Source organism: Sphingobium sp. GW821-FHT02B05 (assembly GCF_059421905.1).
Window position 1 is genome coordinate 1 of the sequence record NZ_JBWKVW010000001.1, and the last position, 14,774, is coordinate 14,774.

Below are 14,774 nucleotides of genomic sequence, written 5' to 3' on the forward strand. Positions count from 1 at the left end.
TTTACCTTCCACGACCTGTGCTGAGTTCGACATCGTCCCGGTCGTGGAGGCCGGGCAGGGGCCTTATGGTTATGGCGAGGCCCTGACCGGGACTGGCGCATTGCATAGGTCCACGCCGCCGGCCGGCCGTTCGTAGAAATCATCCTTCCGGTTCGCGCGCAGGCGCAGATAATCGGCGAAGCTTTGTGAGCCTGTATCCATCATCTCGAAACGCGGCCGCTCGGCCTGCGGCAATTCGCTGGCCAGGCGCACGGTCAGGATCGGGACTTGATGCTCCTGCGGCGTGTAAAACCCCAGTTCACCCGATCCGCGCGGCAGGCTGGACAGGGTCGCCATCCCCTCTATCACGCGCCCTACGACGGCGATGTTGCGATCAAGCTGGCGCGGCGCCTGCCCGATCACCGCATAGAGTTCCGCCCCTGTCCCCGCATCGGGTGAAAGGTTGCGCCCCACGCCGACATAGCCATAGCAGTGCGGCAGCCATGCGGCGTTGCCATCCATCGCCACCGGCCATCCCGCGACGAAGCCGGTCGCGGGCGCATAGGGATCTGCATAGGGCAGCGGCGTGATCGCCAGCCGCCGGTTCGCCAGCGACAGTTCATAATCGTCCGCGCTGGTGGCGGACAGGCCCGGCGGCACCGGCTTCCTTTCGGTCGCGTCGCCCCACTGCGCGACATAATTGTCCTGCACCCGATTGATGCTAGTCCCGTCCCACCAATGGGCCTTGGCCAGTTTCACGATATTGGCGACATGGCGTGGCGACAGGCCGGGGGCCAACTGGATGACCACGCGCTTGCCCCCTTCCAGGGTCATGACCAGCAGTTCGTCGGCGGCAATGGGCTGCCATACGGCGGCCGGTGCCTGCGCCACAAGCGCCGCAGGCGTGGTGGCGGCTGCCAGGGGTGATGCAAGGCCGGTAACGGACAATGCCAGTGGGAGGAGGCGGATCATGCCGCGATCAGACAGCGGCTGGCAGATAAAGTAAAGCGCCTTGCCATCCCCCCTTGCCTAGCCGCGCGCCGCGCGATAGGGAGCCGCCTCCAGTGCAAATGCGGAGCGGTGGCCGAGTGGTCGAAGGCGCTCGCCTGGAAAGTGAGTATACGTCAAAAGCGTATCGAGGGTTCGAATCCCTCCCGCTCCGCCAAGACCTTCATAAAGCCCATGATTCTAAATGGCTGTTGAAGATGTGCATCCGCCGCCCCACAGGTTATCCAGCATTTTCATCGAACCTCGCTGAACTGCGGGGCTATTTCGCGATGGGCGGCGTTGCTGCTCGGTTCGATCCGCTTCTGGCCCAGAGTGGCATGGGCGGGGGCGGTATGGGTGGCTCTCCGGAGGGCAGCGGCGATGGCCCGCCCGGCAATGGCCAGAGGCGTCCGGCCAAGCCGCGCGAGATGAAGCCGGTCAAGCGCACGCAGTCGGCACGGCCGGGGCCGCCATGCTCCAGCAGGCGTACGGCAGTGGCGACGGCTGGTGACGATGAACGAATGGCGGCCGGTGGTACCGCTGTGCCGCGACCATATCATCCGCACCCGCTTCATGGGCATCGACAAAGACCGCCACGGCGCGATCGGCCTGGCCGAATTTCAGGCCTGGCAAACGCGCATGGGTTCGTCGCCCATTCGGGAACAGGCTTTTTGGACGATCAAGGCGGGCCAGTGGCGGACGCAATCCTGCCATAATCTAGCGACGATACGCAGGTAGCACTGCCGGGGCGGCTGATCTGGCCGCTGAACGCGACGGTCATCGTGCAGGCCAACGGCAATCAGGATGCTATTCTGATCCTGATGGATTATCGGCTCTTGGCGGTTTTCCCAAGGCGGCGCTGGTTGCGCCGCACGGCCTTGCGATAATGGGCGACGGATGCGTCCAGCATGGCGGGGCCGGACGAACCGAGCCGGCCGGTCATCATCTTCCATTGCAATTGGGCGACTGCCTCGACCTTTTCGCTGACCATCAACTGGGCTTCTGCCATGGCGGCGGCGTTTCCGGTCATCAATCGGGGCAAGCGCATGCCGATCACCGAGCAGACTTCCAGGCCGAGGGTCCAGCAGTCGAAGGTGAGGGAGAGGGATGTAGGCTCGCGCATATGTTTTAAAGTCGCCTTGGTGCCAGTGGTTCCCCGGACATTTTTATCGGAGAATAGTCATTGAACGTTCATCCTATCGCCCTATTTAGGTCCTGTCACTCTTCCCCCTTTGGAGTGACTCCCTGAACCTTGGCCCCGCCGTTGAGTTTTCTCCGGCGGGGTTGTTTTTACCTATCGCCCGCCGCCCGATCAGGGGATCCCCAATTCCATCCCCGCTTTGACCCGGCTGAGCGCCAGATAGCTGTGATAGCTTCCCACCGCGTCATTTTCCGCAAACAGGCGGCGGGTGGTCGCTTCATAGCTGCGCATGTCGGGCGCGACGATGACCATGATGAAACTGCGCCCGCCGGTGACATAATAGCATTGCTGTACGTCCGGATCGTTACGGAACAGCGTCTTGGCCCGGTCGACGGTGGCCGCCTTCTCATCGACCAGATTGACCTCCACGATCGATGTCACGCCCAGACCCACCGCATCGGGATCGACGATCGCGGCATTGGCGGCGATGACGCCGTTCCTTTCCATCGCGGCGATCCGGCGCTGCACGGCAGCGGTGGACAGGTTCACCGCTTCGGCAATGGCGCGCTGCGGCGTCCGGTTGTCGCGCTGGATGATTCGCAGGATCGCCCGGTCGAACGGGTCGAGGGAGCGGGCAGGCGGCGTCGGAGCGGGCATGATCGGGTAATTGTTGCAATCACATGCCCAATCAAGAGCATTTTTCCCGCTGCAATGATGATAATTCTCGTCCTCATGATCGAAGGGCATGGCATGGACGGAACATCCAGAGAGCATAGGCAGCTGACCGGCATCCTGTGCGGCATGGGGGCAGGCGCCTTATGGGGTCTGGTCTTCCTTGCCCCGGCGCTGGTACGGGATTTCCGCCCGCTCGACCTCGCCATCGGTCGCTATCTTGCCTACGGCCTGATGTCGGGCCTGTTGATCGCACCGCGCTGGCGCAGCCTGGTCGGGCAGATGACGTCGGGCGCCTGGTGGGCGCTCGGCTGGCTCGCCCTCGCCGGCAATCTCTTTTACTATGTGCTGCTGGCGACGGCCGTGCAGATGGGCGGCATCGCCATGACATCGCTGGTGATCGGTTTCCTGCCGGTGGCGGTGACCATCATCGGCAGTCGGGAACGGGGCGCGGTGTCGCTGCGCCGGCTGGCGCCTTCCCTGCTGCTCTGCGGCGCAGGCGCGCTGTGCATCGGCTGGCAGGCGATCGCGGTGCCGGGCACCTCCTCGCTCGGCCCCCGGATCATCGGCTTTCTCTGTGCCGCAGGCGCCCTTGTCTCCTGGTCCGCCTTCGCCGTGGGCAACAGCCGCTGGCTCGGCCGTCTGGGCGGCATATCGGCGCAGGACTGGAATCTAGCGATCGGCCTGATGACCGGCGCGCAGGCGTTCGCACTGCTGCCGTTCGCACTGGCCATGGGCATTGGCCACCATGATGCCGCAGCCTGGACGAAGTTTTTGGCTGTCTCACTCGCTGTCGCATTGTTCGCCTCGATCGTCGGCAACATGCTCTGGAACCGGATGAGCCGGCTGCTGCCGCTCACCATGGTGGGGCAGATGATCCTGTTCGAAACCGGCTTCGCGCTGATCTATGGCTTCCTGTGGGAACAGCGTCTGCCGACCCTCCTGGAAAGCGCCGCCTTCGTGCTGGTGGTGGCCAGCGTCATCGGTTGCATCGCCGTTCATCGGCGCCCGGCCACGGATGCAGCGGCGACCATCTAGACCCACATCCGAACGGGAAGAGCGGTATTGCGACCTTTCCCCTTTTGCGGAATCGCTATAGGGCGGGTTTCATGACCAACATGTTTCTTGTGATGGGCGGCGGTGCGCTAGGCACGCTGGCGCGCTATCTGACCGGTCGGCTGGCGGGGCAAATGATGCCCGGTACGGCCTGGCCCTGGGGTACTTTTGCCGTGAACCTGATCGGCGGCTTCGCCATGGGGCTGCTTGCCGGCTGGCTGGCGCGCGGTAACACTGCATCGGGCGAACCGATCCGCCTGTTGCTGGGCGTCGGCGTGCTGGGTGGCTTTACCACTTTCTCCGCCTTCAGCCTGGACACCATGCTGATGATCGAACGCGGCCAGGCTGCGCTCGCCATGGGCTATGCGGTGGCATCGGTAACAGGCGCGGTCGGTGCGGTGGCGCTCGGCCTCACCGTCATGCGGAGTGCTGCGGCATGAAGGGGCGTCCTCCAGCCAGGAGTGGCGGCGCAGGGTCGCGCGGTGGCAAGGCACCGTTTGCCAAGGGGCCTTCGGGCGGCCGGCCTTCCGACCGCAAGCCCTCCGACCGCAAGCCCTCCGACCGCAAAGCCGGCCCTGCGACCGGTCGCGGCAAACCCGCTGGCCCGCGCAAGGACGGCAAGCCTGCGTTCAAGGATGGCAAGCCCGCCTTCAAGCCCAAGGCGCCGGCCGCCGCGAAATCGGCTGCGACCAAGCCGGTGGTAGCTGCGCTCGCAAAGCCCGCCAGGCCCAACCCGGCCAAGGGCGTCTCGCTCGACGTGCGGCAATATCGCGTGCAGGCCGACGATGACGGAATCCGCCTCGACCGCTGGTTCCAGCGCCACCTGCCCGATGTAGGCTTCAACCTGGTGTCGCGCTGGTCGCGCACGGGCCAGCTCCGCGTCGATGGCGCGCGCGCTGCGCCCGGCGACCGCATCGTCGAAGGCCAGATGATCCGCGTGCCCCCGGCCGAAGCCAAGCCCGAAGCCGCCGAACGCCCCAAGCGCGTCCGCGTCATCGACCTGACCCCGGAAGAGATCGCCTATGTCCAGGACATGGTGATCCACCGCGATGAACAGGCGATCGTCATCAACAAGCCGCCCGGCCTCGCCACGCAGGGCGGCACCAAGACCGACGAGCATGTCGACAAGCTGCTCGACGGCCTGCTGTTCGACGCAGAATCGCGCCCCAAGCTGGTCCATCGGCTGGACAAGGATACGTCGGGTGCGCTGTTGCTGGCGCGTTCCAGCCGCTCCGCTGCCCATTTCGCAAAGGCTTTTTCCAGCCGCACCGCGCGCAAGGTCTATTGGGCGCTGGTCATCGGCGTGCCGTCGATCAACGACGGCATGATCGAATTGCCGATCGGCAAGCAGCCGGGCACCGGCGGTGAAAAGATGCACGTCGATGAGGAGGAGGGCCTGCCCGCCCGCACCCGCTATCGCGTGATCGAACGGGCCGGCAACCGCGCCGCCTGGGTGGAACTGCAACCCTATACCGGCCGCACCCATCAGTTGCGCGTGCATCTGGCGGCGATCGGCTTCCCGATCGTGGGCGACGGCAAATATGGTGGCAAGGATGCGTTTCTGTCCGGCACGATCAGCCGCAAGATGCACCTGCATGCACGGCGCATCCGGGTGGATCATCCCGATGGCGGGCGCGTGGATGTGATGGCGGACCTGCCGACCCATTTCGCCAACAGCCTTCAGGAACTGGGATTCGACCTGAAGCTGGGCGACATGCCGCTGGACGATGAGATCGACCGGACCCCGACCCGCGAGGATGAGAAGAAATTCGCGCGCCAGCATGCCAAGCAGGTCCGCAAGGATCGCAAGGGCGAACGGCGGTCGCGTGGGAGCAGCCGTCAGGGATGACCAATCGCCTTGTCGTCTTCGATTGCGACGGCACGCTGGTCGATAGCCAGCACAGCATCTGCACTGCCATGGTGCGCGCGTTCGAGGATGTGAAGCTGCCCCCGCCGGGCCGGCTGGCGATCCTGGCGGCGGTGGGTCTGTCGTTGCCCGTGGCGATGGCGCGCCTGCTGCCGGAGGCGGAGGGGGATTTTCACGATCACCTCGCCGATCGCTACAAGCTGGCCTTTCAGGCGATGCGGCGGGAGCAGGGCGTGCAGGAGCCGCTCTATCCGGGTATCGCGGATCTGGTGCGGCAACTGGACGCGGCCGGATGGCTGCTGGGCGTGGCGACCGGCAAGTCGGACCGGGGCCTTAACCTGTGCCTCACCCATCATGGCATCATCGACCGGTTCGTGACGCTCCAGACCGCCGACCGCCATCCGTCCAAGCCGCATCCCTCCATGCTGCTGACCGCCATGGCGGAGGCCGGCGCAGCCCCCGACACGACGGTCATGATCGGCGACACCAGTTTCGATATCGAAATGGGCCGGGCTGCGGGCGTGCGCAGCATCGGCGTCGCCTGGGGCTATCATCTGCCCGATGAGCTGATCGCGGCGGGCGCGCATGCGGTGGCGATGGACAGCGCGCAATTGCGCGGCCATATCGGCGCGCCATGACCGACCTTCCGCCGCCGCCTCCACCCAATCCCGATTCCGTCGCGCGTCAGCGCCATTTCGCGATCGGCCTGTTCCGCCTGTCGGGCGCCTTCATCGTCATGTTCGGCTTCCTCGCCATCATGCAGCGCTTCACCTGGGTTCAGGGGGACAAGGCGAAGGCGTTCGGCGCGATCATGGTCGTCACCGGCCTGTTCCAGTTCGTCGTCGTCCCCCGCCTTCTGCTGGCGCTCTTCCGCAAGAGGCCGCCGCAATGAAGCGTTTCTACACGGATGTCACCGTGGTTGCCGATGACGGCGGCCATGCCATCCGGCTGGACGGACGCCCGGTCCGCACGCCCGCGCGCGCGTCGCTGACCTTGCCTACCGCCGCGCTGGCCGACGCGATCGCGCAGGAATGGCGGGCGCAGGGCGAAGTGATCGATCCCGCCGCCATGCCCATGACGGGCCTTGCCAACGCGGCGATAGACCATGTCGCGCCTGACCGCGCCAGCTTTGCCGAGGGGGTGGCCCGCTATGCACAGTCCGACCTGCTCTGCTATCGCGCCAATGGTCCCGATACGCTGGTCGCGCGGCAGGCGGCGGCCTGGGAGCCGTTGCTCGACTGGGCGCGCGGCCGCTATGACGTGACCTTCGCCGTGACGCAGGGGATCATCCCCGTGCCCCAACCCGACGAGACGCTGGACCGGCTGGGCGCGGCCGTCGCGGCGCTCGATCCTTTCATCCTTACCGGACTGTCGACGCTGGTGACGCTCAGCGGATCGCTGGTCTGCGCCCTTGCGGTGGTGGAGGGCGGCCATGAGATCGGCGCGATATGGGCGGCGGCGGAGATCGACGAGGCCTGGCAGGTCGAACAATGGGGCGAGGATGCGGAGGCCGCGGCGCGCAGTGTCCGCCGCGCCGATGACTTCGCCACCGCCGGCGCTTTTTGCGCATTAAGCCGGGGATAAGAACAAGCGCTGGAACCGGAGCGGGGCTTCGTTCATTCTGCCGCCAGCACGGACAGCCTATGTCCGGCATCCATCCTGCTGCAACGCTATAGGAGACTTCGACGTTGACCTCGACGTTCGCAAAATCCGTTATCACGGCCCTGATGGCTGTTTCCGCGCCGGCGCTTGCCCAGCAGGTGCCCGACGCACCCCCGCCTGAAGCCCCCCCGATGGAGGAGGCTGCCCCGGCGGCCGAAGTCCCCGTCGCGCGGGAACTGACATCGGCGGAAATCGCGGCGTTCAACAAGGCCGTGACCGATTTCACCGCCGGCCAGACTGCCCAGCAGAAGGGCGACAACGCCACCGCCGTTGCCAAATATGACGCGGCACTGCCGGCGATCCGTGTAGCTGCGCAAGCCGATCCGGCGAAGATCGACAATCTCAATTTCCTCGCCAACGCCCTGTATGCGCAGGCGGCCGCCTATGGCGCGTTGGGACAGATGGACCGGGTCATCCCCATTTACGACGAATCGGTCCCCTATTGGCGCAAGGTGGTGGAGGCCAAGCCTACCGAGGTCGCCAGCCGCAACATACTGGCCGGCATCTTGATCCAGTTAGGCAACCAGAATCTTCGCGACCATGACCGGGGCGGGGCCGATCCCTTCTTTGAAGAAGCGCTGAAACTGGCGCGCCAGACGGTCGCGGATCAACCCGCCGATGCGGCATCGAAGAACGTGCTGCTGGCCGCCCTGGTCGGCGCCAGCCAGACCGGCACCGAAGAAGGCATACGTGACGAGGCGATCAGCATGGGCCAGGCGATGATCGCCGATGGGTCGATCGACGCAGTGAACAAGCCGCAGATCGACACGATGACTGGCGCCCCAGCGACCGAGGGCTAAGCTACCGAAATCCTCTCCATGCTGCGCATAGGCAGGATTTCATATCATCAGCCATTGCCGATCTTGTCGGCATAGAGCATCCGCCCTGGACCCAGCAGGCCCAGCACCTGCGGCACGATATGCGGCGCGACGGCAAAGCATCCCTCCGATCGCCCGCATTTGCCCCAGGCCGCGACATGGTCCTCGCTCACATAATCGGCACCGTGGACCACGATCGCGCGCGATTCGGCGTTGCTATTCTGTGCGTCCAGGCCGAGCAGGCGCATCGAGCGGCCATGCTGGCCGAAATACATGTCGCCGGTCTTGAACGCGCCGGATGAACTGGCCAGCGAGTTGAACTCGTTGGAAAAGCTGTGCAACCAACCCGAATGGGCCGGGTCGGACCCGCGACCATGCGACACCAGATAGCTGCTGGTCTGCCCGCCGATCAGGTCGACGATATGCATGCGCGGGTTTTTCGACGGCGCGTCGAAATCCACGATCGCCAGACGATCGCGCAATTCGAAATGATGGGCATGATCGTCGAGCGCGGCCTTGGCGCGCTCCAGCAACGCCGCATAGGGCTTCTGCGCAACCGCACGCGGCGTGGCGGGCACCGTCGGAACCGAAGCCGGCGTCACGGGTTCAGGGCCTGTAGCAGGCAGCGCGGCACGGCCCATGCTGTCCGACAGAAACGAAAAGGCGAGTCCGCTTAAAGCGAACTTCGTAAAATTGCGGCGATCCATGGACGCAATATAGCAAAGGCGACGCCCCGGTCCAAGACCGGGGCGCGGGCTATCACTGGCCCGTCTTGCTCGCTTCGTCCGCAGGCTGGCTCTGTTCGCCGCCTTCGGGCAAGCGCGCCGTCATCCCGCTAGCTTCGGCATCATCCAGAATCTGCTGTTGTTCCGACACTTTGGGTGGCGCGGCGGCCGGAGTCGCGGCGGCATTATTCTGCACTTCGGGCAGCGGCGCTTCCGGTTCCTCGACGATCACATTCTCGACTGGCGGCTCCACCAGATTGTTCGTGGCGTCGGGTGCCGGCTCTTCCTTCTTGCCGCACGCGGCGAGGGCGAGTGCGCCGGCGAGGGCGATGAAAGCGATTTTGCGCATGGATCAGTCCTTCGATGCGATAGCGGGAGAGGGGGCGGCGGTAGGATCGACGCGGCGGCTCGATGCCTCGATCTTCTGTGCGAGCAGCTTGTCCCAGCCATAAGGATCGGCGCGGAAGCTGACCGTGCCGTTATTGCCGGCAAAGGCCGTCCAGTAGAGCAGATAGACCGCCACCTGGCTGGGCAGCGACACGCGCTGCGTCTTGCCCTCGTCGATCAGCGTCTGGATCTGGCCGTTCAGGTTCGGGTCGGCCGCGACCATCTGCTCGGCCAGCGCGACGGGCTTTTCCAGGCGGATGCAGCCATGGCTGGCCAGCCGGTCATAGCTGGAAAATTTCCCGCGCGACGGCGTGTCGTGCAGATAGACGGCAAAGGGGTTGTTGAAGTCGAACTTCAACCGGCCGAGCGCGCTGTTCGGTCCTGCCGGCTGAACGATCCGTTCCCCGCCTTCGGGCGTCTTGACGATCTTGTACCCTTGCTTTGCCAGCGTTGCGCGGCCCTTGGGGAAAAGCTCGCGCTTGGCGATCGACATGGGCACATTCCACGGCGGATTGACCACGATCGAATGGATGCTGGACGACAGCATCGGCGTCGCATTGTCCGGGCTGCCGGTGACGGCGCGCATGGAACTGACCGGCTGGTCGCCCTCGAACACGGTCAGCACGGCGGCGGCGATGTTCACCTGGACACGGTTGACCGGCAGGGTGCGCGGCATCCAGCGCCAGCGTTCCATATTGGCCATGATCGCGGCGATCCGATCGTCCACGCCGACATTCAATGCTTCCAGCGTGCGTGTGCCGAGCGAACCGGTGGGTTCGAGGCCATAGCGGCGCTGGGCGCGCTGGATCACGTCGACCAGCTTTTCGTCCTGCGTGACGGCGGGATCTTCCAGTGCGATGCGCGCGCGCACGACATCGGGCGCGGATGCGGCCGTCAGCATGGGCCAGCCGCCCTTGTCGCGGATCGCCTCATATTTGGCGAGACCCTTGCGCAGCGTGTCATAGCCTGCCCAGGGCGGCGTCAGTCCGGCGGACCATTGCGCCAGCCGATCCTCGCTCACCGCCTTGGCTAGGCCCGGACGCGGATCGAAAGCGGCGGGGCGCAACGCCCAGATATTGAGGAAGTCGGCCGTATCGACCCGTCCGGTGCTCAGCGCCTTCGCCCGGTCGAGCAGGGCACTGACCAGCGCATCGCCCTTCAGCGGACCGCTGGCCTTCTGCCGCGCCATCAGCCCCTGCGCCGCGCCGCTCTTCAGCCAGTCGTTGGCCCAGGCTTCCTGCGCCGGTGACAGGGCCGGGATCGGGACTGGCGGCGGCGGCGCGGGAATGGGTTGTACCGTCGGCACGGACAGGGTGGGCGCCACGGCGGGCGGCGGCGTCTGCGCGGCGATCGGCAGCGCGGTGAAGCCGGCAAGCGCCAGCAAGGGGATACGGATCATCTTGGAACGGTTCATGCTGGACCAGATAGCGCAAAGCAACCTAAGTGGGAATCGCGATAGCGGGAAAAGATCATGCTGCACGTTGTTCACCATCCCGCCTATGTCTCCCCTGCAACAGCTGGCAGTCGATTTCGTTTCGATAAATATGGATTGGTGATGGAAGCGCTGCGTGAAACCGCGGCGCCTTTCCAGATAGTTGAACCCGAACCCATGCCCCGCGCGTGGATCGATGCGGTCCATGATCCGGCCTATGTCGATGAAGTGCTGACCCTGACCGTCCCGCCGGAAAAAGCACGGCGGATCGGCTTTGCCGTGACGGATCGGGTCATGCGCCGATCCCTGCTGTCGCCCGGCGGCACTTGGGTTGCGGCGAAACTGGCCATGATCCATGGCTATGCCGCCAATGCGGCGGGCGGCAGCCATCATGCTTTGGCCGATACCGGAGCGGGCTATTGCGTGTTCAACGACCTCGCCATCGCGGCCAACCGGTTGGTCGCGGAGGGGGATGCCGCGCGTATCCTGATCCTCGACCTCGACGTGCATCAGGGGGATGGCACCGCGTCGCTGCTGGCGGGTCGCGGGGACATTTTTACGCTGTCGATCCATGCGGAAAAGAATTTCCCGGTGCGCAAGGCCCGCTCGACGCTCGATATCGGGCTGGAGGATGGCACCGGCGATGAAGCCTATCTGGCGATACTGATGGACACGCTGCCGCGGGTACTGGCCGATTTTGTGCCCGACCTCATCCTTTATCAGGCTGGCGTCGATCCACATGGGGCGGATCGACTGGGCCGGCTGGCGCTGACCGATGCGGGTCTGGATGCGCGCGACCGCTATGTCATGCGACAGGCCCGGCGGCGGGGCATCCCCGTCGCCAGCACCATGGGCGGCGGCTATGGCGAAGACCGCATGGCCGTCGCCCACCGTCACGCCGCCTGCATGATCCGTATGGCGCAGGAGATTTAGGGGTGATTTAGTGCAGCGTACCCGCGTCCGCCGTCGCCACGCTTGCGTCAGCCTTGCTGTCCATCAGTTTCGCGGCGATCAGGCCGGCGACGGCCAGCGCCACGAAATCGCTGAAGCTCAGGTAGATGATGTAGCCCCAGGGCGCATGGTTGAACACAGCTTGGCCGATATGCAGCCACAGCACGGCCGCCAGCGCGAACAGGATCGTGACGCGCGCCCGGCTTGCAAAATCCCTAAGGGCGAAACGCAGGGCGAGGGCAATGATAACACCGACGACCAGCGACAGGATCAGTCCGCCGATCAGCGCGCCGCTATCCATCACGGGAAAGCCGCCTTCATTGTAGAAGACCTGCGCGACCGGCCCTCGACCGTAGAGGATGGTGCCCTGCGCGGTCGCCGGATCGGGAATGACATAGACGCCTGTGCCGGTCAGGCTGAGCGCCTGCGCCATGGCCGCCTGCAAATTGGCACTCGCCTGATCGCCGACGCGGCTCAATGCCAGCGCGGACAGCGGTGTCCCCCAGAAGATGAAACCGGTGATGAACATGGCAAGGCCGCCCAGCAGCCCCCCGATCAATGTGCGTATCATATGTCTCCCCCTTCATGCCGTGCCAATTGCCGCATCAACGCAGAAGGGATGATATATGTCCGTTCCGCGCCTCACGCCTTGGGACGCGCGGCCTTTTCGGCGATGCCCGACACGCCTTCGCGCCGATCCAGTTCGTCCAGCACGGCGTCGAACGGCACATCCATGTCGGCCAGCAACATCATCAGGTGAAAGATGAGGTCGGCGCTTTCGCCGATGATGTCGGCAGGGTCGTCCGCCATGGCGGCGATCACCGTCTCGACCGCCTCCTCGCCGACCTTCTGCGCAATCTTGGCGCGGCCTCTGGCGGCCAGCTTGGCGACGTAGGATGTCGAAGGATCGGCACTCCGCCGCTGGCGGATGGTCTGTTCGAGAGTGTGGAGGGTCGCGCGCATGGGAGCGCATGAAGCGCCGTGCGCGCGACCCGTCAATCGATTATTTGCGCTTGCGGCCCGCAAGGAACATGCGGCCGGCCAGAACGGCCGCGCCCATGCCGAACAATGCCATCTGTTCCGGCTCCGGCACCGGGGTCGGCGTGCCGCCCGACGAGCTGTTGCCGCCGGTGCTCGTATTGCCACCCGTGCTGCCATTTCCGCCGGTGCTGCTGGTGCCACCGCTGGACGAACCACCGCACTTGCCGAACCAGCACCAGAAGGTGGCGTTGGCGGGCGCCGGCGTCGCCAGGCCCATCAGGCTGGCAGAGCCGGCAACGAGAAGAAGTTTGCTGATTTTCATATTCGTCACCCTGTTTCGAAAAGAACGCATCGTTCTGAAACGACCCTGCCTCATCCTCGCAGGTTGCGTGCCAGTTCGATCAAAGTGACGCTTTTGCGTGATTATCTGGCGCGGCTTTAGGTGGACGAATATGGTTAATGTCAATTAACCCGACATTTTACGGCGGCGTAAATCTTAATGGCTGCGCACCGGGATATTGGCGGCCGCCAAAGCCTGATGCGCCTCAGCAATAGTATGTTGACCGAAATGAAATATGGAGGCCGCCAACACGGCGCTGGCATGGCCCTCGACCACCCCTTCGACCAGATGGTCGAGCGTGCCGACGCCGCCACTGGCGATTACCGGCACCGACACCGCGTCGGCGATGGCGCGGATCAGCGCCAGGTCATAGCCTTGGCGTGTGCCGTCCCCGTCCATCGACGTGACCAGCAGTTCGCCCGCACCCAGTTCCGCCAGGCGCAGCGCATGCTCCAGCGCGTCGATGCCGGTCGGCTTGCGGCCGCCATGGGTGAAGATTTCCCAACGATTCTCGCCCACCTTGCGCGCATCGACCGATCCCACGATACATTGCGCACCGAAGCGGTCGGCTATGTCCGCCACCAGTTCGGGCCGCGCTACCGCCGCGCTGTTGACCGCCACCTTGTCCGCCCCGGCGAGCAGCAATGCGCGCGCATCCTCCGGCGTGCGCACCCCGCCGCCGACGGTCACGGGCATGAAACAGACTTCGGCGGTACGGCGCACCACATCGAGTATCGTCCCGCGCGCCTCATGCGTGGCGGTGATGTCGAGGAAGCAAAGTTCGTCCGCCCCGGCCGCGTCATAGAGCTTGGCCTGCTCCACCGGATCGCCGGCGTCCTTCAGATCGACGAAATTGACGCCCTTCACCACGCGCCCATTGGCGACGTCGAGGCAGGGGATAACACGGGTGCGGACAGTCATGGTTGAACTTCCCTAATCCGTTCGGGCTGAGCGAAGCCGAAACACCTTGCCTTCGCTGCGCTCAGGCGAACCCTTCGATAGGCTCAGGGCGAACGGTCATTGAGTATCGGTTACGCCGCCGCCTGCGCCACGGCCAGCGCGGTCTTCAGGTCCAGCCGCCCGTCATAGAGCGCGCGGCCGGTGATGACGCCTTCGATCCCGTCATCGGCATGCAGGCTCAATATGCGGATATCCGCAATCCCCGCCACGCCGCCGCTGGCGATCACCGGCATGTCGGTGGCACGGGCCAATTCGACGGTCGCGTCGATATTCACGCCTTTCAGCAGCCCGTCGCGGCCCACATCGGTGAAGAGCAGGCTGGCGACGCCGGCATCCTCGAACCGGCGGGCCAGGTCGATCACCGGCATGTCGCTCTTTTCCGCCCAGCCGTCGGTCGCGACGAAGCCGTCGCGCGCATCCACCGCGACGACGATGCCGCCGGGGAAGTCGCGCGCCGCCGCCTTCACGAAAGCGGGATCTTTCAGCGCCGCCGTGCCGATCACGATGCGCGATACGCCGAGGTCAAACCAGCGCTCCACCGCCTCCCGGTTGCGGATGCCGCCGCCCAGTTGCACATGGCCGGGAAAGGCCTCCACGATCGCCTCGACCGCTGCGGCATTGACGGCGTGGCCGGCAAAGCTGCCGTCCAGATCGACCACATGCAGATGCTGTGCGCCCGCTTCCGCAAAAAGCAGCGCCTGCGCGGCGGGATTGTCGCCATAGACGGTGGCGCGCTCCATGTCGCCTTCGGCAAGGCGCACGACCTGGCCGCCTTTAAGGTCGATGGCGGGAAAGACGATCAGGGACATAATCCGA

General features: G+C 65.2%; 20 protein-coding genes and 1 tRNA gene. 10 read left to right on the plus strand and 11 right to left on the minus strand.

The window, feature by feature from the left end:
* Positions 1–69: 69 nt before the first annotated feature.
* Positions 70–951, minus strand: coding sequence for a peptidylprolyl isomerase (locus AC07UX_RS00005; protein ID WP_495190003.1), 882 nt, complete (start codon positions 949–951; stop codon positions 70–72).
* Between the two features lie 102 nt (positions 952–1,053).
* Here AC07UX_RS00005 and AC07UX_RS00010 point away from each other — a divergent pair.
* Positions 1,054–1,144 (plus strand) — tRNA-Ser (locus tag AC07UX_RS00010).
* A gap of 329 nt (positions 1,145–1,473) precedes the next feature.
* The gene (locus AC07UX_RS00015) at positions 1,474–1,704 is read left to right on the plus strand and encodes a hypothetical protein (protein ID WP_495190004.1); all 231 of its coding nucleotides are present in this window, start codon (positions 1,474–1,476) and stop codon (positions 1,702–1,704) included.
* An 88-nt stretch (positions 1,705–1,792) separates the two neighbouring features.
* Here AC07UX_RS00015 and AC07UX_RS00020 read toward each other — a convergent pair whose 3' ends face one another.
* Entirely contained in the window at positions 1,793–2,089 is a 297-nt protein-coding gene (locus AC07UX_RS00020; protein ID WP_495190005.1) for a hypothetical protein, read from the minus strand.
* 189 nt (positions 2,090–2,278) lie between these two features.
* Positions 2,279–2,764, minus strand: coding sequence for an Lrp/AsnC family transcriptional regulator (locus AC07UX_RS00025; protein WP_495190006.1), 486 nt, complete (start codon positions 2,762–2,764; stop codon positions 2,279–2,281).
* 93 nt (positions 2,765–2,857) lie between these two features.
* Between AC07UX_RS00025 and AC07UX_RS00030 the strand changes: the two genes are divergently transcribed.
* The 7 genes from AC07UX_RS00030 to AC07UX_RS00060 all read left to right on the plus strand — a co-directional run bounded on the left by AC07UX_RS00030 (position 2,858) and on the right by AC07UX_RS00060 (position 8,164).
* Positions 2,858–3,817, plus strand: coding sequence for a DMT family transporter (locus tag AC07UX_RS00030; protein ID WP_495191734.1), 960 nt, complete (start codon positions 2,858–2,860; stop codon positions 3,815–3,817).
* Between the two features lie 71 nt (positions 3,818–3,888).
* Positions 3,889–4,275 carry a fluoride efflux transporter CrcB gene (gene crcB / locus AC07UX_RS00035; protein WP_495190007.1) on the plus strand — a complete coding sequence of 129 codons (387 nt, stop codon included), beginning with the start codon at positions 3,889–3,891 and terminating at the stop codon, positions 4,273–4,275.
* Entirely contained in the window at positions 4,272–5,684 is a 1,413-nt protein-coding gene (locus AC07UX_RS00040) for an RluA family pseudouridine synthase (protein WP_495190008.1), read from the plus strand. The genes crcB and AC07UX_RS00040 overlap by 4 nt, the downstream gene beginning before the upstream one ends.
* A complete protein-coding gene (locus AC07UX_RS00045; protein ID WP_495190009.1) occupies positions 5,681–6,340 on the plus strand; it encodes an HAD-IA family hydrolase in 660 nt (219 codons plus the stop codon). Before AC07UX_RS00040 ends, AC07UX_RS00045 begins: the two co-directional genes overlap by 4 nt.
* The gene (locus tag AC07UX_RS00050; RefSeq protein ID WP_120251742.1) at positions 6,337–6,594 is read left to right on the plus strand and encodes a hypothetical protein; all 258 of its coding nucleotides are present in this window, start codon (positions 6,337–6,339) and stop codon (positions 6,592–6,594) included. Before AC07UX_RS00045 ends, AC07UX_RS00050 begins: the two co-directional genes overlap by 4 nt.
* On the plus strand, positions 6,591–7,286 hold the full coding sequence (locus AC07UX_RS00055; protein WP_495190010.1) for an ATP12 family chaperone protein: 696 nt from the start codon (positions 6,591–6,593) through the stop codon (positions 7,284–7,286). Before AC07UX_RS00050 ends, AC07UX_RS00055 begins: the two co-directional genes overlap by 4 nt.
* Before the next feature lie 143 nt (positions 7,287–7,429).
* On the plus strand, positions 7,430–8,164 hold the full coding sequence (locus tag AC07UX_RS00060) for a hypothetical protein (protein WP_495190011.1): 735 nt from the start codon (positions 7,430–7,432) through the stop codon (positions 8,162–8,164).
* A 47-nt stretch (positions 8,165–8,211) separates the two neighbouring features.
* Here AC07UX_RS00060 and AC07UX_RS00065 read toward each other — a convergent pair whose 3' ends face one another.
* The 3 genes from AC07UX_RS00065 to AC07UX_RS00075 are packed head-to-tail and all read right to left on the minus strand — an operon-like array spanning position 8,212 to position 10,708.
* The gene (locus tag AC07UX_RS00065; protein WP_495190012.1) at positions 8,212–8,889 is read right to left on the minus strand and encodes a murein L,D-transpeptidase catalytic domain family protein; all 678 of its coding nucleotides are present in this window, start codon (positions 8,887–8,889) and stop codon (positions 8,212–8,214) included.
* Between the two features lie 52 nt (positions 8,890–8,941).
* Complete coding sequence (locus AC07UX_RS00070; RefSeq protein WP_495190013.1) at positions 8,942–9,256, minus strand: hypothetical protein; 315 nt, start codon at positions 9,254–9,256, stop codon at positions 8,942–8,944.
* Between the two features lie 3 nt (positions 9,257–9,259).
* Entirely contained in the window at positions 9,260–10,708 is a 1,449-nt protein-coding gene (locus tag AC07UX_RS00075; protein ID WP_495190014.1) for a L,D-transpeptidase family protein, read from the minus strand.
* Between the two features lie 57 nt (positions 10,709–10,765).
* Between AC07UX_RS00075 and AC07UX_RS00080 the strand changes: the two genes are divergently transcribed.
* Entirely contained in the window at positions 10,766–11,659 is an 894-nt protein-coding gene (locus AC07UX_RS00080; RefSeq protein ID WP_495190015.1) for a histone deacetylase family protein, read from the plus strand.
* 7 nt (positions 11,660–11,666) lie between these two features.
* Here AC07UX_RS00080 and AC07UX_RS00085 read toward each other — a convergent pair whose 3' ends face one another.
* From AC07UX_RS00085 to hisA, 5 genes are all read right to left on the minus strand, one after another.
* Positions 11,667–12,248, minus strand: coding sequence for a hypothetical protein (locus AC07UX_RS00085; protein ID WP_495190016.1), 582 nt, complete (start codon positions 12,246–12,248; stop codon positions 11,667–11,669).
* A gap of 71 nt (positions 12,249–12,319) precedes the next feature.
* Positions 12,320–12,640 carry a phosphoribosyl-ATP diphosphatase gene (locus AC07UX_RS00090; protein ID WP_495190017.1) on the minus strand — a complete coding sequence of 107 codons (321 nt, stop codon included), beginning with the start codon at positions 12,638–12,640 and terminating at the stop codon, positions 12,320–12,322.
* Between the two features lie 40 nt (positions 12,641–12,680).
* Positions 12,681–12,980 (minus strand): PEP-CTERM sorting domain-containing protein, encoded by a 300-nt coding sequence (locus AC07UX_RS00095; protein ID WP_495190018.1) that lies wholly within the window; start codon positions 12,978–12,980, stop codon positions 12,681–12,683.
* Between the two features lie 174 nt (positions 12,981–13,154).
* A complete protein-coding gene (gene hisF, locus AC07UX_RS00100; protein WP_495190019.1) occupies positions 13,155–13,919 on the minus strand; it encodes an imidazole glycerol phosphate synthase subunit HisF in 765 nt (254 codons plus the stop codon).
* A gap of 110 nt (positions 13,920–14,029) precedes the next feature.
* Positions 14,030–14,767 carry a 1-(5-phosphoribosyl)-5-[(5-phosphoribosylamino)methylideneamino]imidazole-4-carboxamide isomerase gene (gene hisA, locus AC07UX_RS00105; protein WP_495190020.1) on the minus strand — a complete coding sequence of 246 codons (738 nt, stop codon included), beginning with the start codon at positions 14,765–14,767 and terminating at the stop codon, positions 14,030–14,032.
* Positions 14,768–14,774 lie beyond the last annotated feature (7 nt).